The sequence below is a fragment of the Streptomyces sp. NPDC045022 genome (assembly GCF_056432605.1).
In genome coordinates this window covers 194,138-219,151 of the sequence record NZ_JBWKIR010000009.1, presented here as the reverse complement: position 1 = coordinate 219,151, position 25,014 = coordinate 194,138, and the positions used below count along the sequence as shown (strand labels likewise).

At 72.2% G+C, this 25,014-nt stretch carries 19 protein-coding genes and 1 pseudogene; 11 read left to right on the top strand and 9 right to left on the bottom strand.

Going from position 1 to position 25,014, the window contains the following annotated elements; all coding sequences use genetic code 11:
- The first annotated feature begins 141 nt into the window (after positions 1 to 141).
- The 3 genes from AC07C1_RS18660 to AC07C1_RS18650 are packed head-to-tail and all read left to right on the top strand — an operon-like array spanning position 142 to position 4,336.
- Complete coding sequence (locus AC07C1_RS18660) at positions 142 to 1,602, top strand: sodium:solute symporter family protein (RefSeq protein ID WP_478940246.1); 1,461 nt, start codon at positions 142 to 144, stop codon at positions 1,600 to 1,602.
- 56 nt (positions 1,603 to 1,658) lie between these two features.
- Positions 1,659 to 2,627, top strand: coding sequence for an agmatinase (speB, locus tag AC07C1_RS18655; protein ID WP_478940244.1), 969 nt, complete (start codon positions 1,659 to 1,661; stop codon positions 2,625 to 2,627).
- Positions 2,628 to 2,650: 23 nt separating this feature from the next.
- The gene (locus AC07C1_RS18650) at positions 2,651 to 4,336 is read left to right on the top strand and encodes a thiamine pyrophosphate-binding protein (RefSeq protein ID WP_478940242.1); all 1,686 of its coding nucleotides are present in this window, start codon (positions 2,651 to 2,653) and stop codon (positions 4,334 to 4,336) included.
- Here the strand turns inward: AC07C1_RS18650 and AC07C1_RS18645 are convergent.
- Together AC07C1_RS18645 and AC07C1_RS18640 are read right to left on the bottom strand one after the other, a co-directional pair.
- On the bottom strand, positions 4,333 to 4,545 hold the full coding sequence (locus AC07C1_RS18645; protein ID WP_478940240.1) for a DUF397 domain-containing protein: 213 nt from the start codon (positions 4,543 to 4,545) through the stop codon (positions 4,333 to 4,335). The two genes, AC07C1_RS18650 and AC07C1_RS18645, sit on opposite strands and share 4 nt — an antisense overlap.
- Positions 4,546 to 4,553: 8 nt before the next feature.
- Positions 4,554 to 5,405: a helix-turn-helix domain-containing protein gene (locus tag AC07C1_RS18640; protein WP_478940238.1), complete on the bottom strand. Its 852-nt coding sequence runs from the start codon at positions 5,403 to 5,405 to the stop codon at positions 4,554 to 4,556.
- 206 nt (positions 5,406 to 5,611) lie between these two features.
- On the opposite strand from AC07C1_RS18640, the gene AC07C1_RS18635 reads away from it, so the two are divergent.
- Positions 5,612 to 6,019: an ATP-binding protein gene (locus AC07C1_RS18635; RefSeq protein ID WP_478940236.1), complete on the top strand. Its 408-nt coding sequence runs from the start codon at positions 5,612 to 5,614 to the stop codon at positions 6,017 to 6,019.
- A gap of 21 nt (positions 6,020 to 6,040) precedes the next feature.
- On the opposite strand, the gene AC07C1_RS18630 is transcribed toward AC07C1_RS18635, so the two are convergent.
- On the bottom strand, positions 6,041 to 6,409 hold the full coding sequence (locus AC07C1_RS18630) for a hypothetical protein (RefSeq protein WP_478940234.1): 369 nt from the start codon (positions 6,407 to 6,409) through the stop codon (positions 6,041 to 6,043).
- 162 nt (positions 6,410 to 6,571) lie between these two features.
- Here AC07C1_RS18630 and AC07C1_RS18625 point away from each other — a divergent pair, with 162 nt between their 5' ends.
- The 5 genes from AC07C1_RS18625 (at position 6,572) to AC07C1_RS18605 (ending at position 14,719) form a co-directional block, all read left to right on the top strand.
- Entirely contained in the window at positions 6,572 to 7,495 is a 924-nt protein-coding gene (locus AC07C1_RS18625) for a serine hydrolase (RefSeq protein WP_478940233.1), read from the top strand.
- A gap of 53 nt (positions 7,496 to 7,548) precedes the next feature.
- Positions 7,549 to 8,592: an esterase-like activity of phytase family protein gene (locus tag AC07C1_RS18620; RefSeq protein ID WP_478940231.1), complete on the top strand. Its 1,044-nt coding sequence runs from the start codon at positions 7,549 to 7,551 to the stop codon at positions 8,590 to 8,592.
- A gap of 91 nt (positions 8,593 to 8,683) precedes the next feature.
- On the top strand, positions 8,684 to 12,403 hold the full coding sequence (locus AC07C1_RS18615) for an ABC transporter ATP-binding protein (protein WP_478940229.1): 3,720 nt from the start codon (positions 8,684 to 8,686) through the stop codon (positions 12,401 to 12,403).
- A gap of 397 nt (positions 12,404 to 12,800) precedes the next feature.
- Positions 12,801 to 13,193 carry a hypothetical protein gene (locus tag AC07C1_RS18610; RefSeq protein WP_478940227.1) on the top strand — a complete coding sequence of 131 codons (393 nt, stop codon included), beginning with the start codon at positions 12,801 to 12,803 and terminating at the stop codon, positions 13,191 to 13,193.
- A 101-nt stretch (positions 13,194 to 13,294) separates the two neighbouring features.
- A complete protein-coding gene (locus tag AC07C1_RS18605; RefSeq protein WP_478940225.1) occupies positions 13,295 to 14,719 on the top strand; it encodes a S28 family serine protease in 1,425 nt (474 codons plus the stop codon).
- A 153-nt stretch (positions 14,720 to 14,872) separates the two neighbouring features.
- Here AC07C1_RS18605 and AC07C1_RS18600 read toward each other — a convergent pair whose 3' ends face one another.
- Positions 14,873 to 15,499 (bottom strand): hypothetical protein, encoded by a 627-nt coding sequence (locus tag AC07C1_RS18600; protein ID WP_478940224.1) that lies wholly within the window; start codon positions 15,497 to 15,499, stop codon positions 14,873 to 14,875.
- An 86-nt stretch (positions 15,500 to 15,585) separates the two neighbouring features.
- Positions 15,586 to 17,442 carry a glycoside hydrolase family 3 protein gene (locus AC07C1_RS18595; protein WP_478940222.1) on the bottom strand — a complete coding sequence of 619 codons (1,857 nt, stop codon included), beginning with the start codon at positions 17,440 to 17,442 and terminating at the stop codon, positions 15,586 to 15,588.
- 313 nt (positions 17,443 to 17,755) lie between these two features.
- Between AC07C1_RS18595 and aroA the strand changes: the two genes are divergently transcribed.
- On the top strand, positions 17,756 to 18,991 hold the full coding sequence (gene aroA / locus AC07C1_RS18590) for a 3-phosphoshikimate 1-carboxyvinyltransferase (RefSeq protein WP_478940221.1): 1,236 nt from the start codon (positions 17,756 to 17,758) through the stop codon (positions 18,989 to 18,991).
- A gap of 146 nt (positions 18,992 to 19,137) precedes the next feature.
- Here aroA and AC07C1_RS18585 read toward each other — a convergent pair.
- The 3 genes and pseudogenes from AC07C1_RS18585 to AC07C1_RS18575 all read right to left on the bottom strand — a co-directional run.
- Positions 19,138 to 19,422 (bottom strand): annotated as a pseudogene (locus AC07C1_RS18585) (LysR substrate-binding domain-containing protein); the annotation flags it as partial.
- A gap of 154 nt (positions 19,423 to 19,576) precedes the next feature.
- Positions 19,577 to 20,377, bottom strand: coding sequence for a sugar phosphate isomerase/epimerase family protein (locus AC07C1_RS18580; RefSeq protein WP_478940425.1), 801 nt, complete (start codon positions 20,375 to 20,377; stop codon positions 19,577 to 19,579).
- Positions 20,378 to 20,395: 18 nt separating this feature from the next.
- Entirely contained in the window at positions 20,396 to 21,364 is a 969-nt protein-coding gene (locus AC07C1_RS18575) for a bifunctional helix-turn-helix transcriptional regulator/GNAT family N-acetyltransferase (protein ID WP_478940219.1), read from the bottom strand.
- Between the two features lie 257 nt (positions 21,365 to 21,621).
- On the opposite strand from AC07C1_RS18575, the gene AC07C1_RS18570 reads away from it, so the two are divergent.
- Positions 21,622 to 23,049, top strand: a complete 1,428-nt coding sequence (locus tag AC07C1_RS18570; protein WP_478940217.1) for an alkaline phosphatase family protein — start codon at positions 21,622 to 21,624, stop codon at positions 23,047 to 23,049.
- 837 nt (positions 23,050 to 23,886) lie between these two features.
- Here the strand turns inward: AC07C1_RS18570 and AC07C1_RS18565 are convergent.
- Complete coding sequence (locus AC07C1_RS18565; RefSeq protein WP_478940216.1) at positions 23,887 to 24,933, bottom strand: LacI family DNA-binding transcriptional regulator; 1,047 nt, start codon at positions 24,931 to 24,933, stop codon at positions 23,887 to 23,889.
- Positions 24,934 to 25,014 lie beyond the last annotated feature (81 nt).

Below are 25,014 nucleotides of genomic sequence, written 5' to 3'. Positions count from 1 at the left end.
TCTTCGCAGTCGCTTTCCAGCCACCTAGGGTCGACACGGAACGGCAGCCGCGGGTACGGGCGGATGTCCCCGCGATCCGCTGCCGTCGCACCCCCACGTCTCTGCACGACACGCCACCGAAGTGCGCGAAGGAGGGCCTCCATGGCCGTCGACTACACAGTGATCGTCGTCTATCTCGCCGGCATGCTGGCCATGGGCTGGTGGGGCATGCGCCGGGCCAGGTCCAAGAGTGACTTCCTGGTCGCAGGCCGCCGCCTCGGCCCCGCCATGTACTCCGGCACCATGGCCGCGATCGTCCTCGGCGGTGCCTCCACCATCGGCGGCGTGGGCCTCGGCTACCAGTACGGCCTCTCCGGCGCCTGGATGGTCTTCACCATCGGCCTCGGCCTGCTGGCCCTCTCGGTCTTCTTCTCCGCCCGCATCGCCCGCCTGAAGGTCTACACCGTCTCCGAGATGCTCGACCTGCGCTACGGCGGCCGGGCGGGCGTGATCTCCGGCGTGGTCATGTGGGCCTACACCCTCATGCTCGCGGTGACGTCCACCATCGCCTACGCCACGATCTTCGACGTCCTGTTCGACATGAACCGCACGGTCGCGATCATCCTCGGCGGCTCGATCGTCGTCGCCTACTCCACCCTCGGCGGCATGTGGTCCATCACGCTGACGGACATGGTCCAGTTCGTCGTCAAGACCATCGGCGTGCTGCTCCTGCTCCTGCCCATCGCCGTGGTCAAGGCGGGCGGCTTCTCCGCGATGAAGGCCAAGCTGCCGACCTCGTACTTCGACCCGCTGGGCATCGGCGGCGAGACGATCTTCACCTACGTCCTGATCTACACGTTCGGCATGCTGATCGGCCAGGACATCTGGCAGCGCGTGTTCACCGCCCGCGGCGACAGGACCGCCAAGTGGGGCGGCACCGTCGCCGGAACCTACTGTCTGGCCTACGCCCTCGCCGGCGCGGTGATCGGCACGGCCGCCAAGGTGCTCTACCCGAAGCTCGGCAGCCCCGACGACGCCTTCGCCACCATCGTCAAGGACGAACTGCCCATCGGTGTGCGCGGACTGGTGCTCGCCGCCGCCCTGGCCGCCGTGATGTCCACCTCCTCCGGCGCCCTGATCGCCTGCGCCACGGTCGCCAACAACGACATCTGGTCGCGGGTGCGCGGTGTCGTGCGCCGGGACGGCGAGGAACCCGACGAGGTGGCGGGCAACCGTGCGTTCATCCTGGTCATGGGCCTGGCGGTGATCGGCACCGCGATCGCGCTCAACAACGTGGTCGAGGCGCTGACCGTGGCCTACAACCTCCTCGTCGCCGGTCTGCTCGTGCCCATCCTCGGCGGCCTGCTGTGGAAGCGCGGCACCGTGCAGGGCGCCCTCGCCTCCGTGATCGTCGGCGGCCTCGCCGTGATCGGCCTGATGGCCGGCTACGGCATCCTCGCCAACGAGCCCGTCTACTACGGCCTGCTCGCCTCCCTCGCCGCCTACGTCGCCGTCTCCCTGGCGACGAAGCCCACCGACGAGACGGTCCTCGCCACCTGGCGCGAGCGCCTCGCCGGACGGTCCCCCGAACTCGCGTCCGAACCGGTCCCGGCTCACCAGTAGAGTCGTATGGAAAGCAGTACATGCGCGACCAAGCGCAGGAAAGAAGGCATTTCATCATGAGCAGCAACGAGACGCCCCGCGGCCCCGTCGACTCCTCCCGCATCCCGCGGTACGCCGGACCCGCGACCTTCGCCCGGTTGCCCCGTCTCGACGAGGTCGGCACCGCCGACGTCGCCGTCGTGGGCGTGCCGTTCGACTCCGGCGTCTCGTACCGGCCGGGCGCCCGCTTCGGCGGCAACGCCATCCGCGAGGCGTCCCGGCTGCTGCGCCCCTACAACCCCGCGCAGGACGCCTCCCCCTTCGCCCTCGCCCAGGTCGCGGACGGCGGCGACATCGCCGTGAACCCGTTCAACATCAACGAGGCCGTGGAGACCATCGAGGCGGCCGCGGACGAGCTGCTCGGCACCGGCGCCCGCCTGATGACCCTGGGCGGTGACCACACCATCGCCCTGCCGCTGCTGCGCTCGGTCGCGAAGAAGCACGGCCCGGTGGCCCTGCTCCACTTCGACGCCCACCTCGACACCTGGGACACCTACTTCGGCGCCGAGTACACCCACGGCACCCCGTTCCGCCGCGCGGTGGAGGAGGGCATCCTCGACACCGAGGCGCTCTCCCACGTGGGTACCCGCGGCCCGCTGTACGGCAAGCAGGACCTCACCGACGACGAGAAGATGGGCTTCGGCATCGTCACCTCGGCGGACATCTACCGGCGCGGCGCCGACGAGGTCGCCGACCAGCTCCGTCAGCGCATCGGCGACCGCCCGCTGTACATCTCGATCGACATCGACTGCCTCGACCCGGCCCACGCGCCCGGCACCGGCACTCCCGAGGCGGGCGGCATGACCTCCCGCGAGCTGCTGGAGATCCTGCGCGGCCTGGCCTCCTGCAACCTGGTCTCGGCGGACGTCGTCGAGGTCGCTCCCGCGTACGATCACGCGGAGATCACCTCGGTCGCGGCCTCCCACACGGCCTACGAACTGACCACCATCATGAGCCGCCAGATCGCGGCTGCCCGCAACGCCTGACGCTCCATAGGGGACCGAGAGCAGTGACTCACGACCACGACCTGGTACTCCGCCCGACCGAGGCGCAGATCTCGACCGCGCTGAATCCTCCTCCGGGGCGCAACGGCGGAGACCTGGTCGTGGAGACCCTGGCCGGGCTGGGCGCGACGACCGTCTTCGGCCTGCCCGGCCAGCACGCCCTCGGCATGTTCGACGCCCTGCGCCGCTCCTCCCTGCGTTACATCGGGCTGCGGGTGGAGAACAACGCGGGCTTCGCGGCGGACGCGTACGGCCGGATCACCGGCGAGGCGGCCCCGCTGCTCCTGTCGACGGGCCCCGGCGCCCTGACCTCCCTCGCGGCCCTCCAGGAGGCGGCAGCGGCCTCCGCCCCCGTCCTGGCCGTCAGCAGCCAGATCCCGACGGCCGGCCTGGGCGGCGGCCGCCACGGCTACCTCCACGAACTGCCCGACCAGGCGGCCTCGTTCCGGGGCGTGGTGAAGTCGGTCCACACCGTCCGCACCCAGTCCCAGATCCCCTCCGCCATCGCGGCGGCCTGGAAGTCGGCACTGACGGCTCCGCACGGCCCGGTATGGGTGGAGATCCCGCAGGACGTACTCCTCGCCGAGACCTCGTTGCCGGTGGTGACGGCGATGGACGCGGCCCCGGACGACCTGGTGCCGCGCCCCGAGCTGACGGCGGTCGCGGCCGACCTGCTGTCGCGCGCGGCCCGCCCGGCGATCATCGCGGGCGGCGGGGTCGTACGGTCGGACGCCTCGGGCAAGCTGCGGCAGCTGGCCGAGAAGCTGGACGCCCCCGTGGTGACGACCTTCGGCGGCAAGGGCGCCTTCCCGTGGAACCACCCCCTGTCCCTCCAGTCCTGGCTGGAGGACCGGCACACGACGGACTTCCTGGAGGACGCGGACGTCCTGCTGGTGGTCGGCTCGGGCCTCGGTGAACTCTCCTCCAACTACCACACGTTCAAGCCCCGCGGCCGCGTGATCCAGATCGAGGCGGACCTCGGCAAACTGGAGTCCAACCACCCCGCCCTCGGCGTCCACGCGGACGCCCGACTGGCGTTGCAGGCCCTGCTGGAGACGGTGGAGGAGCGGACGGACGAGACCGCGCGGGGGCGGGTGCGGGAGCTGCTCGACAAGGTGGCGGCCCGTATCGCGTCCCAGGACCTCACCCTGGAACAGAACGTGCTGGCGGCGGTCCGCCGCGCCCTGCCGGCCGACGCCCCGTCCTTCTGGGACATGACGATCCTGGCCTACTGGGCCTGGTCGGCGTTCGATCCCCAGGGTGCGAATGTCATGCACTCCGCGCAGGGCGCCGGCGGCCTCGGCTACGGCTTCCCGGCGGCGCTGGGCGCGGCGGCGGCGGACCCCACGCGTCCGGTGCTCGCGGTGTCGGGCGACGGCGGCGCCCTCTACTCGATCGCCGAGCTGGCCACGGCCCGCCAGTACGACCTCCCGGTCACCTGGCTGATCGTCGACGACGGAGGCTACGGCATCCTCCGCGAGTACATGACGGACACCTTCGGCCAGGCGACGGCGACGGAACTCTCCCGCCCGGACTACGTGGCGTTGGCGGAGTCCTTCGGCGTCCCGGGCGTCCGTACGGCCCCGGAGACCCTGGAGGAGGACCTGACGAAGGCGCTGGCGACACCGGGCCCGTCGGTGGTCGTACTCCCCGCCGTACTGCGGATGTTCGCACCGACGCACCTGGCTTAGCCGGAGTTCTCCCGCACGAGCGACCCGGCCCCCTTCAGGGCATCGACGAAGCGGGTGAAGACCCCGGCCGGGAAGGTGAGGGTGGCTCTGGCGGGGGCCTTTGAGTCGCGGACGGCTATGTGGTTGTTCAAGTCGGCGACTTCGACGCATGCGTTGCCTTCGCCACCGCCGGAGAAGGACGACTTCCGCCATATGGGCGAGATGGTCATGGTGCTCTTCACAGCTCCTTGGCCAGCTTGTGGATGAAGTCACGAGAACGCGCGGGTTCGAGTGACACCGCTTCTACCCTACGGAAGAGCGTTCGAAAGCGGCTGAGTTGGGCTTCGGCGTCGACGAAGAGCGTGCCGTGGGGGCCATCGCGCACCACGGTGTCCAACTGGGGGACGGGACCGCCCGCGTACACCATGGCGCTGTCGGCACCTGCGAAGGCGTCCAGCTCGAAGGGGATCACCCGGACGGTTACGTGAGCAGCCTCGGACAGTTCCAGGATGCGGGCGAGCTGTGTCAGGGTTGCGGCGCGGTCACCGACCCTGATGCGCAGCGCCGCTTCGTGGATCACAGTCTCGTACGGGATTGGGTCGGGGCGCTCGATGATGACTCTCCGCCTCATACGGTGGTCCACCCAGCGTTCCAGCTCGCTCTCCGGGAAGTCCGGGTTCACGTACGAAAAGAGGGCGCGCGCGTACTCCTCCGTCTGAAGGAGGCCGGGAACGTGCAGGAAGTCCACGTCCCACCGGTAGCTCGCGTGATGCTCCAGCTCAGACAGGTCCAGGAACGAGGTGGGCAGAGAGCCCCGGTACTCCTCCCACCAGCCGCACACCCGATCGGTGGCCATGGCCACCAGCGCCTCGATCAACTCGGTGTCCGTGCAGGCGTAGTGCGCGGCAAGCCGCCGTACGCGGTCCCCGCTCACACCCGCTGTTCCGAACTCGATCTGACTTACCTGAGCCGAGTCCGTCCCGAGCAGGGCAGCGGCTTCGCGGCCCTTGAGGCCGGCGGCTTCACGTAGCTTCCGCAGCTCAGCACCCAGACGCGCCTGGCGTGCGGTGGCTTCCTTCCTGCGCGCCATGTCTTCCTCCCGCGCCCAACTGCCATGAAGACCATCCTCGTTCGAGGGTCAGATTACGGCAACGACTTGCGCGGTCCCAAATTGTGGCCCTACCGTCGGTGACGCAACGCACACACAGCGGAAGCGCACCGCTCCGTCTCTGTCATGACGGCTGCGGCAATGCCACCGCGCGCGAAGATCCCTGGCCTCACCGGAGTTGATGACGCATGCCCGAAACCTGGGACTACACCCTCTACATCCCGAACGACCTCAGAGCCGTCACGGTCTGCCGCCGCACCCTGCGCCTGATCCTGACGATGCACGGGCTGATCGGCCTCGTCGACACGGCGGAGCTTCTCGCGGCGGAGCTGGTCTCCAACGCGGTACGCCACACGAAGGGGCCGGCCGCGCTCAGGGTGCGCAGGACGCCGGAGGGCGTGGTGTGGATCGGGGCGTGGGACACGGACCCCGGGCCGCCCCGGCCTCCGCGACCGTTGGACCAGGTCGCCGAGCCGGCGGAGGAGGGGCGGGGCCTGGCGTTGATCCAGGCCTGCGCGGACTACTGGGGTTGGCAGCCGTCGGCCAGGTTCGGGAACCGGGGCAAGTTCGTGTGGTGCGAACTGGAGGCCGCGTGACGGTCGGCTGCTGAAGCGGGGTCAGGGCAGGACGGCCCGGAAGTCGTCCCTCAGCTCCGCCAGCTGCGCCTCGTATCCCGCCCTGTGCTCCGCCAGCTGCGCCGGGTTGATGGTGTGGTGGGGGACCGGGCCGTCCGCGAGCAGGCCCGGTATCGCCTGGAACGCCTTGGCCGCCGCCTCCCAGTGCGCGCCCCCGCGGCCCCGCGCCTTCGCCAGGTTGACGTAGGCGTCCGTCCTGATGCGGCTCATGCGCTGCTTCGGGCCGTCCTTCGCGGGGAAGTCGCCCGGGCTCGGCAGCTTGCGGCCGGTCTCGGCGACATAGTGCAGGACGGCGAGTGCCGCGAACAGCCGCCCGGACCGCCTCAGTTGGCTCTCCCTCTGCTGTGCCATGGGCGAATCATTGCCATGCCCGCGCCCCTTCACCCATCGAACTCCGGCCCCGCGAACACGTGTACAACTTTCGGTCGCCCCCGCGAGTCGATTCAGGTGGCGCATGCGTGCGCTCCACGGCGTTCAGGGGGACGCCTGTACGACATTCAAGGGGGACTTTCCATGACTCACCAGACATCCGGGCGGGCCGGCGTGCTCGCGGCCACCCTCGGTGCCGCCCTGCTCATACCGGCCGTCACGGCCGCCACCCCGGCCGCCGCCGCCACGCCCACCGTGAGCTGTACGTCCGCCAAGGCGGGCCTCGCCGCCAAGCTGCAGAAGGACATCACGGCCGCCCTCGCGGGCCGCGAGGGCACCGTCGCCATCGGCCTGTACGACCGTGGCACGAAGACCACCTGCGCCCTCCGGGCCACCAGCGCCTACGACTCGGCCAGCACCGTCAAGGTCACCGTGCTCGCCACACTGCTGTGGGACGCGAAGAAGCACAACCGGTACCTGACGGACACCGAGGCCTCACTCGCCAAGGCCATGATCACCAAGTCCGACAACGACGCGACCAGCAAGCTGTGGAAGCAGCTGGGCATGACGAAGATCAAGGGTTTCCTGGCCGCTGCCGGGATGACGAAGACCACGCCGGGCGCGAACGGTTACTGGGGCCTGACCCAGGAGAACGTCACCGACGAGCAGAAGCTGCTCCAGCTCGTCACCGCCAAGAACAGCGTGCTGAGCGACAACTCCCGGGCCTACATCCTGAAGTTGATGGGACAGGTCATCTCCTCGCAGCGCTGGGGCACGCCCGCCGGTGCGCCGTCCTCCGTCGCGGTGCACGTCAAGAACGGCTGGCTGCAGCGCTCCACCCACGGCTGGCGCGTGCACAGCCTGGGCACCTTCAACGGCGCCGGTCACGACTACACGATCACCGTGCTGACGCAGGACAACAGCACCATGAACTACGGCGTCACCACCATCCAGAACGTCGCCAGGGCCATCCACAAGGACCTGGTGCCGACCACCGCCGGCGCCACGCGCTACACCCCGACCAGCCGGCCCAGCGAGGCGTTCGTCGCGGTGCCCGCGCAGGGCTGAGGCTTCACGAGGCGGTCTCCCGCCGGTCACCGGACCGCCCTACGGTGACGGGCATGCGTCTGAGAACCGTACTCGCCACCCTCACCGCCGGCCTGGCGGCGGTCAGCTGCCTGACCACCGCCGGGCCCGCGAGCGCCCGCGCGGCCGCCGTCGGCACGGCGAACCCGCACGCCTGTTCGCCGGCCGTCTCCCTCACCCGCTTCAGCGACGCGCTCGACAAGACGACCTACGACGGCACCTTCGTCGGCAACTTCTCCGCCCTCGCGGTGGACCGGGACGGCTCGCTCGCGGCCCTGGCGGACCGGTCGTCCCTGTTCGGCCTGGACCCCCGGTCCCTCCAGCCGAAGGCGGCCGTCCACCTCGCCGACGAGAAGGGCGCCGACCTCGACTCCGAGGGACTCGCCATCGACGGCGACGGCACCCGGCTCGTCAGCTCCGAGACCGAGCCGTCCGTACGCCGCTACTCCCGCGACGGCAGGATCCTCGGCCGGCTCCCGGTGCCGGCCTCCCTCCGGGTCGCCCCGGCCGGCCGCGCCACCGCCAACCAGACCTTCGAGGGCCTGACCCTGCTGCCCGGCGGCCACCGGCTGCTGGCCTCGATGGAGTACGCGCTCTCCGGCGACAGCACGGGGATCGTCCGTTTCCAGACCTGGGAGCGTGCGCGGGGCGACCGCTTCCGGCTCGCGGCCCAGTACGCCTACCGCACCGACGCCGGCCTCGGCGTCCCCGAGGTCCAGGCCACGCCCGACGGCCGCCTCCTCGTCCTGGAGCGCGGTTTCACCTCCGGCGTGGGCAACACCGTCCGCCTCTACCTGGCCGACCCGCGCCACGCCACGGACACCAGCGGCATCGAGAACCTCACCGGCCGGCCGGACGTCCACCTGGTCAGGAAGACCCTGCTCACCGACCTCGCCACCTGCCCGCCCCTGGGCGCCACGGCGAAGCAGCCGCAGCCGAACCCCCTGCTGGACAACATCGAGGGCATGACGGTCACGGGCCGTGACCGCACCGGCCGCCTGAAGGTGCTGCTGGTGAGCGACGACAACCAGAACGCGGCGCAGACGACGCGGTTCTATTACTTGCGAGTACGCGTCTGACGGATGCCTCCGGTTTGTTGCGGAGGGATGAAATCCGCTTGATGGGGCGTTGGTGCCTTCCGGTAGACCAGGTCGACAGGAAGGCACCGGCGTGGCAACGCAACGGGGATGGGCACGAAGGCTGGCGGGCTACGCCTGGCGATATCCCAAGGACGTCGTCCTGGCCCTCGGCTCCTCCCTCGCGGGCATGGCCGTTCTCGCCGTCGTCCCGCTGATCACCAAGGTGATCATCGACGACGTGATCGGGGACCACAGCCGCGGCATGGCCCCCTGGGCCGGTGCCCTGGTCGGCGCGGCCCTCCTGGTCTACGCCGCCACCTACGTCCGCCGCTTCTACGGTGGCCGGCTCGCCCTCGACGTCCAGCACGATCTGCGGACCGAGATGTACGGCACGATCATCCGGCTCGACGGCCGCCGCCAGGACGAGCTGTCCACCGGGCAGGTGGTCGGCCGGGCCACCAGCGACCTCCAGCTGATCCAGGGCCTGCTCTTCATGCTCCCGATGACCATCGGGAACATCCTGCTCTTCGTGATCTCCCTGGTGATCATGGCGTGGCTGTCGCTGCCGCTGACCCTGGTCGCGCTCGCCGTCGCGCCCGCGCTCGGCTGGATCGCCCGGTGGAGCCGGACGAAACTGCACCCCGCCACCTGGTACGCCCAGGCTCAGGCCGCCGCGGTCGCGGGCGTGGTCGACGGCGCCGTGAGCGGCGTACGCGTGGTGAAGGGCTTCGGGCAGGAGGAGCAGGAGACCGGGAAGCTCCGGGAGGTCGGCCGCCGCCTGTTCGCCGGACGCCTGCGCACCATCCGCCTGAACAGCAAGTACACCCCCGCCCTGCAGGCCGTACCCGCGCTCGGCCAGGTCGCCATGCTGGCCGTGGGTGGCTGGCTCGCCGTACGCGGACACATCACGCTCGGTACCTTCGTCGCCTTCTCCACCTACCTCGCCCAGCTCGTCGGCCCCGTCCGCATGCTCGCGATGGTCCTCACGGTCGGCCAGCAGGCCCGCGCCGGCACCGAGCGCGTCCTGGAGCTGATCGACACCGAGCCGACGCTGAAGGACGGCACGAAGGAGCTGCCCGCCGACGCGCCCGCGACCGTCGAGTTCGACGACGTGTCCTTCGCGTACGACAGCGGCGCGCAGGTCCTCGACGGGCTCAGCCTGGAGATCCGGGCCGGTGAGACCCTCGCCGTCGTCGGCTCCTCCGGCTCCGGCAAGTCCACCCTCTCCCTGCTCCTGCCGCGCTTCTACGACGTCACCCACGGCGCCGTCCTGATCGGCGGCCACGATGTGCGCGAGCTGACCCTGGACTCGCTGCGGGCCGCGATCGGCCTGGTCCCGGAGGACTCCTTCCTCTTCTCGGACACGGTCCGCGCCAACATCGCCTACGGCCGCCCGGACGCCGGCCAGGAGGAGATCGAGGCCGCCGCCCGCGCCGCCCAGGCGGACCGTTTCATCGCCGAGCTGCCCGAGGGCTACGACACCACGGTCGGCGAGCACGGCCTGACCCTCTCCGGCGGCCAGCGCCAGCGCGTGGCGCTCGCCCGCGCCCTGCTCACCGACCCGCGCCTGCTGGTCCTGGACGACGCCACCTCGGCCGTGGACGCCCGCGTCGAGCACGAGATCCACGAGGCGCTGAAGCAGGTGATGGCGGGCCGCACCACCCTGTTGATCGCCCACCGCCGCTCCACCCTGAACCTCGCCGACCGCATCGCCGTCCTGGACGGCGGCCGGCTCGCCGACCTCGGCACCCACGAGGAGCTGCAGGAGCGCTCGGCCCTCTACCGCCGGCTGCTGACCGACCCGGACGAGCTGGGCGGGGTCTCCCCGGGCCATGACCGCCCGGCCGAGCCGCAGGAGGACACCTCCCTCCGCGACGAGCTGGACGCGGAGTTCGACGCCGAGCGCGGCGTGACCCGCAGGCTGTGGACCGGCGACCGCGCGCCCAAGGACCAGGCGTTCAGCGGCTCCCCGGCCACCCCGGAACTCCTCGCCCAGGTCGATGCGCTGCCCCCGGCCACCGACACCCCCGACATCGACGAGGGCCGGGCGGTCCTCCCGGAGGACTCCTACGGCCTGCGCCGTCTGCTGCGCGGCTTCCGCACGCCGCTGCTCGTCAGCCTGCTGCTGGTCGCCGTGGACGCGGGCGCCGGCCTGCTGCTGCCAGTGCTGATCCGGCACGGCATCGACCAGGGCGTCACCCGGACGGCCCTCGGGGCGGTGTGGGCGGCCGCCCTGCTCGGCCTGCTGACCGTCCTCGTCCAGTGGGCCGCGCAGACCGGCGAGACCCGGATGACCGGCCGTACCGGCGAACGCGTCCTGTACACGCTGCGGCTGAAGATCTTCGCCCAGCTCCAGCGGCTCGGCCTCGACTACTACGAGCGCGAGCTGACCGGGCGGATCATGACCCGGATGACGACGGACGTCGACGCCCTGTCGACGTTCCTGCAGACCGGTCTGGTCACGGCGTTCGTCTCCGTCGTCACCTTCTTCGGCATCATGGTCGCCCTGCTCGTGCTCGACGTGCAGCTGGCCCTCGTCGTGTTCGCCACCCTGCCCCCGCTCGCCGTCGCCACCTTCTTCTTCCGCCGGGCGAGCGTGAAGGCGTACCAACTCGCCCGCGAGCGCGTTTCGGTGGTGAACGCCGATCTCCAGGAGTCGGTGGCGGGACTGCGCATCGTGCAGGCGTTCCGGCGGGAGCGGGACGGTGCGCGGCGGTTCGCCGAGCGCAGCGACAGCTACCGCGGCGCCCGCATCCGCGGCCAGTGGCTGATATCGATCTACTTCCCCTTCGTCCAGCTGCTGTCCTCGGTCGCCGCGGCGGCCGTGCTGATCGCGGGCGCGGGACGGGTGGAGGCGGCCACGCTGACCACGGGCGCGCTGGTGGCGTACCTGCTCTACATCGACCTGTTCTTCGCGCCCGTCCAGCAGCTCTCCCAGGTCTTCGACGGCTACCAGCAGGCCACGGTGTCGCTGGGCCGCATCCAGGAGCTGCTGCGCGAGCCGACGTCCACCGAGGCCGCCGCCGAACCCCTCGACGTCTCGTCCCTGCGCGGTGACATCGCCTTCGAGGACGTGTCCTTCGCGTACGGCGACGACGAGGAAGCACTCACCGGTGTCGACCTGACGGTCCCGGCCGGGCAGACGGTCGCCTTCGTCGGTGAGACGGGCGCCGGGAAGTCGACGCTGGTGAAGCTGGTGGCCCGGTTCTACGACCCCACCGCGGGCCGGGTCACGGTCGACGGCACGGATCTGCGGGCCCTGGACCTCACCTCGTACCGGCACCGGCTCGGGGTCGTCCCGCAGGAGGCGTACCTCTTCCCCGGCACGATCCGCGACGCCATCGCCTACGGCCGTCCCGACGCCACCGACGCCGAGGTGGAGGCGGCGGCCCGGGCGGTCGGGGCGCACGAGATGATCGCCACGCTGGAGGGCGGCTATCTGCACGAGGTCGCCGAGCGCGGCCGCAACCTCTCGGCCGGCCAGCGCCAGCTGATCGCCCTCGCCCGCGCGGAACTGGTCGACCCCGACATCCTGCTCCTCGACGAGGCCACCGCCGCCCTCGATCTGGCCACGGAGGCCCAGGTCAACCAGGCCACCGACCGCCTGGCGGGCCGCCGTACGACCCTGGTGGTGGCCCACCGGCTGACCACCGCGGCCCGCGCGGACCGGGTGGTGGTGATGGACCACGGCCGGGTCGCGGAGGACGGCACCCACGAGGAACTGCTGGCTCGCGGTGGCCGGTACGCCGAGCTGTGGCGGACCTTCGTGGGCCAGTCCGAGCCGGAGGAGCCGGTGGGCGCCTCCCGCTGAGCCCGGCCGGCACCCCGACGCGCCCCCGGCGACGCGCGCCACTGCGACCGGCCGACGGTCCGACGCGGTCTCCGGCGATGCGTGCCGCGGGGACCGCCGATGGCCTGGGTGTGGGTCCGGCCGGTGTGCGGCCTCCGGTGGCGCCTCCTTCTGAGCCCGGCTGACATCCCGACGCGCCCCCGGCGACGCGCGCCACTGCGACCGGCCGACGGTCCGACGTGGTCTCCGGCGACGCGCGCCACTGCGACCGGCCGACGGCCCGGTGGGGGCTCGCCGGTGTGCGGCCCCCCGGCGACGCGTGCCGCTGACGGTCGTGCAACCATCCGACACATGTCGTGCGTCCGTACATCAGTACGGCCATCGGGGGACGGACGACCGCGACAGGGGGAGGACGACAGTGGACAGTGGTGGGATACGCCGACGGCTGGCGCTCGGCGCGGCCGTGCTGGCCGCGTCCGGGGCGCTCGCGCTCACGGCCACCGGTACCGCACAGGCCGGCTCGGCCCGCGGCTGCTCGGGGCACGAGGTGCGGACCCTGCCGTTCCGCACCGGCGTCACGCACGTGTACAAGCATGACGGCTACGTCTGCGCCATCACCGTCGCCAGACACCCCGGCCCCACCCAGACCATGTCGGTCAGCGTGCAGGCACGCGGCAACCGGCCGGTCGTCGACAAGGGCCGCTACAAGCACCACGCCGGCCCGGTCACCGTGCACGCCGGGCACCGCTGCGTGTGGATCACGGGCTCGGTGGGGCGGTACACGGTCAGCTCCGGCTGGATCCTGTGCTGAGCGCACCGACCGGATCGTGAGGCCCGCTCAATCCCCTCTGGCGTGACGGCAGTTGCTGGGATAGCTTCCGGCGCACATTTGTCTCACAGGGGAGAGTGCGCATGCGCAAGGCGCTCAGATGGCTGCTGGCGCTCACGGTGTTCATAGGCACGCTGAGCACAGCGGGCGCGGCCACCGCCGCACAGTCCGAGCCCACCGACATCAAGGACCGGCTGCTGTCCATACCGGGCATGAGCCTGATCGACGAGAAGCCGTACCCCGGCTATCGCTACTTCGTCCTGAACTACACCCAGCCGGCCGACCACCGTCATCCGGACCGGGGCACCTTCCAGCAGCGCATCACCGTGCTGCACAAGGACACGAGCCGCCCGACGGTCTTCTACACCAGCGGCTACAACGTCTCCACGACCCCCTCGCGCCGCGAGCCCACCCAGATCGTGGACGGCAACCAGGTCTCCCTGGAATACCGCTACTTCACCCCGTCCCGCCCCGCCCCGGCCGACTGGTCCAAGCTCGACATCTGGCAGGCGGCGAGTGACCAGCACCGCGTGTACGAGGCCCTGAAGTCCGTCTACCCCGCCAACTGGCTGGCCACGGGCGGCTCCAAGGGCGGCATGACGGCCACGTACTACGAGCGGTTCTACCCGCACGACATGGACGGCGTGGTCGCTTACGTCGCCCCGAACGACGTCGTGAACGACGAGGACTCGGCCTACGACCGCTTCTTCGCCCGCGTCGGCACCAAGGAGTGCCGGGACCGGCTGAACGCCGTGCAGCGGGAGGCGCTGGTGCGCCGCGAGCCGCTGGAGCGGAAGTACGCGCAGTACGCGGCCGGCAACGGCTACACCTTCGGCACCATCGGCGGTCTGGACAAGGCGTACGAGGCCGTCGTCCTCGACTACGTGTGGACTTTCTGGCAGTACAGCCTGCTGAAGGACTGTGACACTGTCCCCGCCGACGCGGCCACCGCGAGCGACGACGAGATCTGGAAGTCGGTCGACACCATCTCCGGCTTCTCCGCCTACACCGACCAGGGCCTGGAGCAGTACACGCCGTACTACTACCAGGCGGGCACCCAACTCGGCGCACCGGCGATCCACTTCCCCTGTATCGAGCGGAAGTTGATCCGCTACGGCTACCAGCCGCCGCGCCACTTCGTGCCCCGCTCCATCCCGATGCGCTTCCAGCCGCGGGCGATGCGGGACGTGGACAGCTGGGTCCGCCACCACGCCGCGCACATGCTCTTCGTCTACGGCCAGAACGACCCGTGGGGTTCCGAGCGGTTCCGGCTCGGCGCGGGCGCCCGTGACTCCTATGTCCTCACCGCGCCCGGCCTGAACCACGGCGCGAACGTCGCGGGCCTGGTCCCCGGCCAGAAGGCCCTCGCCACCGCGCGCATCCTGCAGTGGGCGGGCGTGGCCTCGCCGGCGGTCCGGGCGAACCCGTCGGCGGCGAAGCCGCTGGCCCGCTACGACGCGAAGCTGGACGTCCGGGACGTGGAGCGCGAGCCGGCGCTGCGGCCCTGAGGCCGGCTGACACCCGGGCCGCGACGGCGGGTTACGGCACCGCCGGACCCCGCCGTCGTGGCGCGGACGCCGTCGTGGCCCGGACGCCGTCGTGGCCCGGACGCCGTCGCGGCGCCGCCCGGCGCTCAGCCCGTCGGCCGGCGGCGGCCGTGTTCACAGGCGCCGGGCGCAACCCACCGGGTCGCGGCCGCCGATGTGGACGTACAGCACGGTCGACGCGGGGCAGCCGTCGCGGGCCGGTGCCGCCTCGGTGATCCGGTACTGGGGTCCGTGCCGCCCCGAGCCGTCGCACGGCGTCTCGCGGACCTGCCCGTCACCGGAGCCGTACACGCAGTCGCCCGGTATGGTCCGCGGGCCGCCCCCGCCGCCGGGATCGCCGGGGTGCGGGCGTTCCAGGCCGCGCATGCAGGCGTAGCCCCGCGGGACCGCCCCGTCGCCGTCCTCGTCGCCGGCCGCGGCCCGGGCGCTGATGTGCAGCACGAAATCGGTGGTCGCCGGGCACAGCGGGCCGTCGGTGACCGCACCCTCGTAGCGGGCGACGACCCTGGCCGCCGCCCGCTCGCTCGTACACGGCACCTCGGTGAAGCCGGCCGTCCCGAAGGAACTGCACTCGCCGGCCGCGAGGAACTCGGCGCCGTAGCCACCGGTGGTGGCCGACGTGGACCGGGCGCTGCCCACCGGGGCGTCCGCCGGGCCCCGGCAGCCGGACAGGGCCGGCAGGGCGGCGGCCACGAGGGCGGTGAGCAGCAGCCGGCAGCGCACTCCCGCGGCACCGTTCATCGCGAACCCCCAGACGCCCCCTCCAGCGCGGCCCGGGCGCCGGGGCCACGCCGGCCGTATGGGAGGGTTTCCGCGTGTCGAGGGTGTTACGCCCGGTGCGCTGCGTATGTCTCGTACGACAGCCCGTACCCGATGGGGTACAGCACCTGTGCCGGATCGTCCGCCCGCTGTACCGGCACCGGCAGCTTCCCGCGCGGTGCCACCCGCCCGGCGATCACCCGTGCGGCGGCCCGCAGTTCGGTGTCGGTCCAGCAGTACGTCGCCACACAGCCCTTCACCGACGGCAGCTGGGCGACGTCGTAGGGGTTGCGGACGGCCACCGCCACCACCGGTCTGCCCGTCGCCAGCAGCCGCTCCACCAGCGTCCGCTGCGAACTGCCCGCCGTCACGTTGTACGTGGCCACGACCACCGCGTCCGCCTCCTGCGCGGCCGTGACCGCCTTGGTGATGGTCGCGGCCGAGGGTGTGGTGCCGGTCGGGAGGGCCGTGGCGGTGAAGCCCAGTTCGGTGAGGGCGGCGGCCAGCACACCGGTGGGCGGGCCGGTGGTGCCGGACGGCGAGGCCGGGTCGGCGCCGACGACCAGGATCCCGTGGGTGGTACGGGGGTCGAGCGGGAGCAGGCCGTCCTCGTTGACCAGCAGGGTCGTGGTCCGCTCGGCGATCCGGTCGGCGGCGGCCAGATGGGCTCTGGTGCCCACCGTGCGGTCCACGCCCGCCCGGCTGACGTAGGCGTCGCTGAGGAGTCCGAGCCGGGCCTTGAGGCGCAGGATGCGCAGGATCGATTCGTCCAGGCGGCCCTCGGTCAGCTCGCCCTCCTGGACGGCCTTCAGGACCGCGTGCCAGGCCACGTCGATGGACGGCGGGTTGAGCAGTTGGTCGACGCCGGCCTTGAGCGCGAGCACCGGCACCCGGTCGTCGCCGTACTTCGTGCGGACGCCCTCCATGCCGAGCGAGTCGGTGATCACGACCCCGTCGTAGCCGAGTTCGCCGCGCAGGATGCCGGTGAGGATCGGGTGGGACAGGGTGGCCGGGTCACCGGAGTCGTCGAGGGCCGGGAACTGGATGTGCGCGGTCATGATCGAGTCGATGCCCGCCCGGATCGCGGCCCGGAAAGGCACCGCGTCCAGCCTTTCCCACAGCCCCCGGCTGTGGGTGATGACCGGGAAGCCGTAGTGGCTGTCGACGGCGGTGTCCCCGTGGCCCGGGAAGTGCTTGGCGGTCGCCGCGACCCGGGACGCCTGATAGCCCTTCACCTCGGCGGCCACCAGTCCGGCCACCGCCTCCGGGTCGGCGCCGAAGGACCGGACGCCGATGACCGGGTTGGCCGGGTTGACGTTCACGTCGGCGTCGGGCGAGTAGTCCTGGTTGATGCCCATCGCGCGCAACTCGGCGCCGGAGATGCGGCCGAGGGTGCGGGCGTCGGAGCGGGAGCCGCCCGCGCCGATCGCCATGGCGCCGGGGAAGAGGGTCGCGGGCTTGCCGACCCGGCAGACGGCGCCGTGCTCCTGGTCGGTGGCGATGAGCACCGGCAGTCCGCGCGGCTGGTCCAGGGAGGCCCGCTGGATGCCGTTGGACAGGTCCGCGATCTGGTGCGGGTCGCGGGTGTTGTGGGCCCAGGTGAAGTAGATGATGCCGCCGACGCGGTACTTCGCGATCAGCTCGGCGGCCGTGCGGACCCCGATCTCCTTGAGGTTGGCGTCGACGTCGGCCTGGTCCGGGGCGATGGCGGAGTGGCCGTAGACCCGCATCACGAAGAGCTGGCCGACCTTCTCCTCCAGCGACATCCGGGAGATCAGGGCACGCAGGTGGTGGTCGTCGGGGGTGGCGGCGCGGGCGGTCGTCGGTACGGTCAGCGCGGCGGTGAGACCCGCGGTCGCGGCGAGCACGGCGCGTCTGGACGGCCGTGCGGTGTTTCCCGTGCTTCCCGTGCTGGTGTCGTGCACGTGCGCTCCTTCCAGAGGAGAACCGCTGAAGGAAACTTCCGAGGAGTCACCAATATCCGGGAAGTTTCTTTCCGTCAAGGGAATGCACAGTACCCGCGCAGGGGGCCGCCACCGGCGCATGGGAGGGAGGGCGCGCCGGTGGCGGCGGGCCGCCGGCCGTGCCGCGGCGGAAAGGGTGGGCCGGCGCTCGCGGTCAGTCGCGGAGGGCCGACACCACCGGAAGAAGGAAGGGGTCGAAGGAAGGGGTCGATGGAAGGGGTCCATCCTCTGGACTTCGATGACCGGAGTGCGGACGAGCGGTCATCATGCGGCCATGCCCGCAGTCGACATCCCCGGTTCCAAGTCCATCACCGCCCGCGCGCTCTTCCTCGCGGCCGCCGCCGACGGCGTCAGCACCCTCGTCCGGCCGCTGCGCTCCGACGACACCGAGGGCTTCGCCGAGGGCCTGACCCGGCTGGGCTACCGGGTGGGCCGCACCCCGGATGCCTGGCAGGTGGACGGCCGCCCGCAGGGACCCGCGCTCGCCGAGGCCGACGTCTTCTGCCGCGACGGCGCCACCACCGCCCGCTTCCTGCCCACCCTGGCCGCCGCCGGCCACGGCACCTACCGCTTCGACGCCTCCCCGCAGATGCGCCGCCGCCCCCTCGGACCGCTCAGCCGCGCCCTGCGCGACCTGGGTGTCGATCTGCGGCACGAGGAGGCGGAGGGCCACCATCCGCTCACCGTCCGGGCGGCCGGGGTCGAAGGCGGCGAGGTCGTCCTGGACGCGGGCGAGTCCTCCCAGTACCTCACCGCGCTGCTCCTGCTGGGCCCGCTCACCCGCCGGGGCCTGCGGATCCGGGTGACGGACCTGGTCTCGGCGCCGTACGTGGAGATCACGCTCGCGATGATGCGGGCGTTCGGCGTGGAGGTCGTCCGGGACGGCGCGGTGTACGACGTCCCGCCCGGCGGCTACCGGGCCACCACCTACGCCGTGGAACCCGACGCCTCGACCGCGAGCTACTTCTTCGCCGCGGCGGCCGTCACCCCGGGCCGCGAGGTCACCGTCCGGGGCCTCGGCGCCGGCGCGCTCCAGGGCGACCTGCGCTTCGTCGAGGTGCTCCGGCGGATGGGCGCGGAGGTCGAGGTGGGCGAGGACCGGACGACCGTACGCGGCACGGGAGAGCTGCGCGGGCTCACGGTGAACATGCGGGACATCTCCGACACCATGCCGACGCTGGCCGCGATAGCGCCGTTCGCTTCCGCCCCGGTCCGCATCGAGGACGTCGCCAACACCCGCCTGAAGGAATGCGACCGGCTCCAGGCCTGCGCGGACAACCTCCGGCGGCTGGGCGTGGACGTGGCGACCGGCCCCGACTGGATCGAGATCCGGCCGGCCCGGCCCGTGCCCGGGGTGGAGATCAAGTCCTTCGGCGACCACCGCATCGTGATGTCCTTCGCGGTGACCGCCCTGCGCACACCCGGCCTGTCGTACGACGACCCCGCCTGCGTACGCAAGACGTTCCCGGGCTTCCACGAGGCGTTCGCGGCGTCGCGCGCGGTCGGCTGACGGCCGCCGACTCCTCGGCCGCACACCGGAGCTGATCCCATACCACCCCCAGCACCGGATCCCCCTCCGCCCCCGCCCGCACCAGCCGCGAACACGTTCCGGGACGGCGGCCGGCCCGTCACGGGCAGCACGGTGAGGCGGCGGTGGGCGTACAGCGGCCGTACCAGGCGCGGCGCCAGCGCCACCCCGGCGCCCGCCTCCACCAGAGCGGTCAGCGCGGCCCAGTCGTTCACGGCGTGGCGCACGTCCGGGATGAAGCCGGCGGCCGCGCACACCGCGCGGGCCACCGCACCGCAGCAGCTCTCGGTGGCGCCGACGATCCAGGACTCGCCGGCCAGGTCCCGCAGGCAGGCGCGGTCGCGGGCGGCCAGCGGGTGATCTTCGGGCACCAGCAGGTCATGCCGCCGCCCTTCTCGGCCCGGGGGCGTCATCGGCCGGCCGGCGAATCACCCCGCCGACCCGGCCAGGGGATGGCGCGGCGCCCCCAGAGGTGTGGGGCGTGCGACCGGCCGCATACCGCCGGCAGACGACGGACGGCACGACGCGGTGCCTCATGTCGCGGTCGCGGGCCTCCCGGCGGAGCGCCTACGCCGCCTCGCCCAGCAGCCGTACGAGGTGGTCGCGGCCCGCGCCGAGCAGCTCGGGAAGCGGGGCGGCGGCCTCGTACCACCGCTTCTCGTACTCCCAGCACAGCCAGCCGTCCCAGCCGTGCCGGGAGAGGACCTCCACGCACTCGGTGAGCGGCAGCACGCCCGCACCGAGCGGTCGCGGGGTGGTGTCGTCGGCCGACGAGATGTCCTTGACCTGCACATACCCCAGGTGCGGGGCGAGGGCGGCGTATGTCTCCGAGGGCTGCTCACCGCCCAGCCAGGTGTGCATCACGTCCCACAGCGCGCCCACCTGCCGGTGTCCGACCGGGCCGAGGACGCGGATGACGTCGGCGCCGGTGCGGTGCGAGTCGTGGGTCTCCAGCAGGATGCGGACGCCGAGCGCCGCCGCGTCCTCGGCGGCGGTACCGAGCCGCCGGGCGGCGACGGCGTCGGCCTCCTCCCGGGGCCGGCCGGGATCCGCGCCGGGGAAGACACGGACGAAGGGCGCGCCCAGGTCATGGGCCAGCCGGAGGAGACCGCGGATCTCTTCCAGTACGGGACCGTCGTCGCCCGGGGCGGCGACGCGCGCGTACCCGGCGACGCCCAGCAGCTCGACCCCGGCACCCTGGAACAGGGCTGCGGCCTCGGCGCGTTCGGCCGGGGAGAGGCCGGGGTGCACCGGTTCCTCCGGGTGGGCGCGCAGTTCGACGCCGTGATAACCGTGTGCGGTCGCGAGCGCCAGGACCTCCGCGAGGGGCAGGCCCGGGACACCGAGAGTGGAGAACGCCAGCTTCATGGGCACGGAACGTACCCCTCAGTCGCCCGGTCCATGCAACTCCAACCGCCAGTCCTGGCCGATGAGATCCTTGCCGAAGGAGCGGTGCGGTTTCTCGCCGACGAGGACGAAACCGTGCCGCTGGTAGATACGGCGGGCCCCGCCGAGCACGTCGTTGGTCCACAGCACCAGGTCGCGGTAGCCGACCCCGCGCGCGAAGTCGACGACGGCCCGCACCAGCCGGTCGCCGACGCCGTGCCCGCGCGCCTCGGGCTCGACGAGCAGCAGCCGCAGCCGCGCGGTGCCCGGCGCGTCGTCCCGTACGCACATCACGCATCCCACCGGGCGCCCCTGCCCGCTGCCGGCCTCGCCCGAGCCGCGGGACCCTCCTCGCTCGGCGATCCACACCCGCTCCAGATGCGGGTCGTGGTCCTCGGCGAAGTCGGCGACGACCCGCGCGACGAGGCCCTCGTAGCCGGCGTTCCAGCCGTACTCGGCCGCGTACAGGGCGGCGTTGCGCTGCACGATCCAGCCCAGGTCACCGGGGCGCGGCTCACGCAGCACGACCTCGCCGGGCTCCGCGGCCGTTCCGTCCCCGAGGATGTCCCGAATGGTCCCCATGGCCTCGGCCAGCCGGGTCCGGTCCCGTGGGGCCACGGTGTCGAGCAGCGCCCCGACCGTCTCCCGGGCCCGCTCGTCCAGCAGTCCGGCCGCCTCCTGCCCACGCCCGGTGAGCCGCACCCGCCGCCGTCGTGGGTCGCTGTCCGACGGGCCGCGCTCGATCAGCCCGCCCTCCTCGAACCTGTTCAGGATCCGGCTCAGATATCCCGCGTCCAGACCGAGCCCCGTCCGCAGGTCGGCCGCGTCCAGCTGCGGGGCGTGCGCGAGTTCGTACAGCACTCGGGACTCGGTGAGGGTGTACGGGGCGTACAGGTGGCGGCCGTAGTCGAGGGCGCCGATGAGCCCGGTGTAGAAGCGGTTGAAGGAGCGGATGTCCTCGACGGTCATGGCACGACCCCGGATAGTTGACTGAGTCAGAGATCCCCTCCGAGAGTACGCCGTCGTTCGCGTCGCGTGAAGACACCGCGACCCCGGTGGGGACCGGTCGCAGGACGGCGACATTCGGCCGGTAAATGTCATGACTTTGCCAAGTTCATGGCGCACGTTGACCGCATGCTCATCGCCGGCCACCGCTGTCGCTCGCCTCCCCGGGGCGGAATGTGGCTCGCGGTCCGGTCCACGCGATCACTCAAGAAGGGGCGTCCATGGCCGAGTTGACTCGACGTAGACTCCTGGGTTCGGCCGCCGGCGCGCTGGGTGGCGCGGCGGCCCTCTCCCTCCTCCCGCCGAGCGTCCAGAAGGCGGTCGCCGCCGGACAGCCCCGGCGCAGCTCACTGCGCGACATCGAGCACATCGTCCTGCTGATGCAGGAGAACCGGTCCTTCGACCACTACTTCGGCACCCTCTCCGGAGTACGCGGCTTCGCCGACCCGCACGCGCTGAGGCTCGACAACGGGCGCAGCGTCTTCTACCAGCCGGACGCCCAGAACCCGAGGGGGTACCTGCTGCCCTTCCACCTCGACACCCACACGTCCAGCGCCCAGGCCATACCGTCCACCAGCCACGCCTGGTCGGTGCAGCACGAGGCGTGGAACGGCGGCAGGATGGACCAGTGGCTGCCGGCCCACCGCAAGGCCGACGGCGTCGACGGCCCCTACGTCATGGGCTACTACACGCGCGAGGACATACCGTTCCAGTTCGCGCTCGCCGAGGCCTTCACCATCTGCGACCACTACTTCTGCTCGGTGCTCGGCCCCACCTGGCCCAACCGGCTGATGTGGATGACCGGCTCCATCGACCCGGCCGGCACGCAGGGCGGCCCGGTCATCAACAACAAGGCCCCGACGCCGTACCGCTGGACGACCTACGCCGAGCGCCTGCAGGCGGAGGGGATCAGCTGGAAGGTGTATCAGCAGGACGACGACTACGGCTGCAACATGCTGGAGCAGTTCGCCACCTTCAAGAACGCCCAGCCGGGCACCGACCTCTACGAGCGCGGCATACGCCCGCAGCCCGAGGGGACCTTCGAGGACGACGCCCGGAGCGACCGTCTCCCCGCGGTGAGCTGGATCGTGCCGCCCAGCTACCAGTCGGAGCACCCGGACTACCTGCCCGCCGCGGGCGCCGACTTCGTGGCGTCGAAGATCGAGGCGATCGCGTCCAACCCGAAGGTGTGGCGGAAGACCGCCTTCATCCTCAACTACGACGAGAACGACGGCCTGTTCGACCACGTGGCCCCGCCCACGCCCGGCGCCGGAACGAAGGACGAGTTCATCGGCGGCCTCCCCGTCGGCGGCGGCTTCCGCGTTCCCGCGATCATCATCTCCCCCTGGACCGTGGGCGGCTGGGTCGCCACGGAGGCCTTCGACCACACCTCGGCCCTGCGGTTCCTGGAGTGCTTCACCGGCGTCGAGGAGCCGAACATCAGTGACTGGCGACGCGCCACCTTCGGCGACTTCACCAGCGCCTTCCGTTTCTCCCACACCCGCCCGCGCGCGCCCCGCCTGCCGGACGACACGGCGGAGCAGCTGGAGAAGGCGAAGGAGGAGGTGGAAACGCTGCCTGAGCCGACGCTGCCGGGCGCGGACCAGACGTTCCCCCACCAGGAGCGGGGCCACAGGCCGCACCTTTAGTGACAACGCCCCCAGGAGAACACCTGATCGCCACCGGCACGCCCTCCGACGACGGCGCCATGACCGACGCCAGGGACGCGGGGAACTGCGCACCCAGTCACAGCCGACCGGCACTGGACGGTCCGGCGCGGGCAGCACGGGCGCGCCTTTCCGGCGACGGCGCCATGGCCGACGCCAGGGGTGCGGGGAACTGCGCGTCCAGCCACAGCCGGCCGGCACTGGACGGTCCGGCGCGGGCAGCACGGGCGCGCCTTTCCGGCGACGGCGCCATGGCCGACGCCAGGGGTGCGGGGAACTGCGCGCCCAGCCACAGCCGGCCGGCACTGGACGGTCCGGCGCGGGCAGCACGGGCGCGCCTTTCCGGCGACGGCGCCATGGCCGACGCCAGGGACGCGGGGAACTGCGCGCCCAGTCACAGCCGGCCGGCACTGGACGGTCCGGCGCGGGCAGCACGGGCGCGCCTTTCCGGCGACGGCGTCATGGCCGACGCCAGGGGTGCGGGGAACTGCGCGCCCAGTCACAGCCGACCGGCACTGGACGGTCCGGCGCGGGGATCACGTCAGGGGTGCGGGGAACTGCGCGTCCAGCCACAGCCGGCCGGCACTGGACGGTCCGGCGCGGGGATCACGTCAGGGGTGCGGGGAACTGCGCGTCCAGCCACAGCCGGCCGGCACTAAACGGTCCGGCGCGGGCAGCACGGGCGCGCCTTTCCGGCGACGGCGTCATGGCCGACGCCAGGGGTGCGGGGAACTGCGCGCCCAGCCACAGCCAACCCGCACCCGACGGCCACCCGCACCACCGCCAGACCACCGAGGGCCACTCACCCCCAACGGCCACTCACCCCCGCGGCACTCCGGAGGAGCCCCGCACCATCAACTCTCCCCGTACCGAAGCGATCCCCCCGGGCGGCGGTTCCTCGCGGCCCATCGCGATACGCCCCGCCCGCGCCCCCGCCTCCGACAACGGCAGGCGCACCGTGGTGAGCGACGGCACCGCGTCGACGCTGAACGGCAGGTCGTCGAAGCCGGCCACCGAGACGTCCTCGGGGATGCGCAGGCCGGACTCGCGCAGGGCGGCGCAGGCGCCGAGGGCGACGGAGTCGTTCGCGGCCACGATCGCCGTCAGCGCGGGATCGCGGCGCAGCAGTTCCAGCGTGGCCTCGTAACCGGACCGGCGGTCATAGCGGCCGTACACCGTCCAGCGCGGGTCCTCCTCGAGGCCGGCCGCCTCCAGCGCCGCGCGGTGGCCCTGCAGGCGGTGCCGGGTGGTCGTCCGCTCCTCGGGTCCCGCGATGTAGCCGAGGCGGCGGTGGCCGAGGCCGATGAGGTGGTCCGTCAGCGCCCGGGCACCACCGCGGTTGTCGAAGGTGAGGGCGACGGCCCGGGTGTCCGGCGCCGGTGGACGCCCGCACAGCACCACCCGGGTCCCGGCCTCCGCCAGCTTCCGCAGCTTCGCCGCGACCGCCGCCGCGTGCGGCACGTTCTCCATGGCCCCGCCGGTCAGCACCACGGCCGCGGCCCGCTGCCGCTGGAGCAGGGTCAGGTACGTCAGCTCGCGCTCCGGTGATCCGCCCGTGTTGCAGACGACCGCCAGACGTTCTCCGCCCGCACGCCCGCCCGGCCCCCCGATCTCCGCCTGGATGGCGCTCGCCATGATTCCGAAGAACGGGTCGGCGATGTCGTTGACGAGGATGCCGACCAGGTCGGAGGTGGCGGCGGCGAGCGCGCTCGCGGGACCGTTGAGGACGTAGTCCAGCTCGTCCACCGCCCGCAGCACCCGCTCGCGCGTGGACGCGGCCACCGGGTAGTTGCCGTTCAGCACGCGCGACACCGTCGCGGGGGAGACCTGGGCGCGGGCCGCCACGTCCGCCAGGGTCACCGTCATCTGTCGTCCTCCGGTCGCGCGTCTTGCCGTACGCCCTCGTAGACAGCCAGACCCCGGTCCTGGTTCCGAGAGGCTGTCGAG

Excerpts from the sequence above, each read along its gene's own strand:
- AC07C1_RS18575 (WP_478940219.1), bottom strand. The coding sequence starts at position 21,364 with ATGACCGTCGAGGACATCCGCTCCTTCAACCGCTTCTACACCGGGCTC.
- AC07C1_RS18630 (WP_478940234.1), bottom strand. The coding sequence starts at position 6,409 with ATGGCACAGCAGAGGGAGAGCCAACTGAGGCGGTCCGGGCGGCTGTTC.
- AC07C1_RS18620 (WP_478940231.1), top strand. The coding sequence starts at position 7,549 with ATGCGTCTGAGAACCGTACTCGCCACCCTCACCGCCGGCCTGGCGGCG.
- AC07C1_RS18645 (WP_478940240.1), bottom strand. The coding sequence starts at position 4,545 with ATGACCATCTCGCCCATATGGCGGAAGTCGTCCTTCTCCGGCGGTGGC.
- speB (WP_478940244.1), top strand. The coding sequence starts at position 1,659 with ATGAGCAGCAACGAGACGCCCCGCGGCCCCGTCGACTCCTCCCGCATC.
- AC07C1_RS18580 (WP_478940425.1), bottom strand. The coding sequence starts at position 20,377 with ATGAAGCTGGCGTTCTCCACTCTCGGTGTCCCGGGCCTGCCCCTCGCG.
- AC07C1_RS18570 (WP_478940217.1), top strand. The coding sequence starts at position 21,622 with ATGGCCGAGTTGACTCGACGTAGACTCCTGGGTTCGGCCGCCGGCGCG.
- aroA (WP_478940221.1), top strand. The coding sequence starts at position 17,756 with ATGCCCGCAGTCGACATCCCCGGTTCCAAGTCCATCACCGCCCGCGCG.
- AC07C1_RS18625 (WP_478940233.1), top strand. The coding sequence starts at position 6,572 with ATGACTCACCAGACATCCGGGCGGGCCGGCGTGCTCGCGGCCACCCTC.
- AC07C1_RS18600 (WP_478940224.1), bottom strand. The coding sequence starts at position 15,499 with ATGAACGGTGCCGCGGGAGTGCGCTGCCGGCTGCTGCTCACCGCCCTC.
- AC07C1_RS18640 (WP_478940238.1), bottom strand. The coding sequence starts at position 5,405 with ATGGCGCGCAGGAAGGAAGCCACCGCACGCCAGGCGCGTCTGGGTGCT.
- AC07C1_RS18660 (WP_478940246.1), top strand. The coding sequence starts at position 142 with ATGGCCGTCGACTACACAGTGATCGTCGTCTATCTCGCCGGCATGCTG.
- AC07C1_RS18635 (WP_478940236.1), top strand. The coding sequence starts at position 5,612 with ATGCCCGAAACCTGGGACTACACCCTCTACATCCCGAACGACCTCAGA.
- AC07C1_RS18565 (WP_478940216.1), bottom strand. The coding sequence starts at position 24,933 with ATGACGGTGACCCTGGCGGACGTGGCGGCCCGCGCCCAGGTCTCCCCC.
- AC07C1_RS18605 (WP_478940225.1), top strand. The coding sequence starts at position 13,295 with ATGCGCAAGGCGCTCAGATGGCTGCTGGCGCTCACGGTGTTCATAGGC.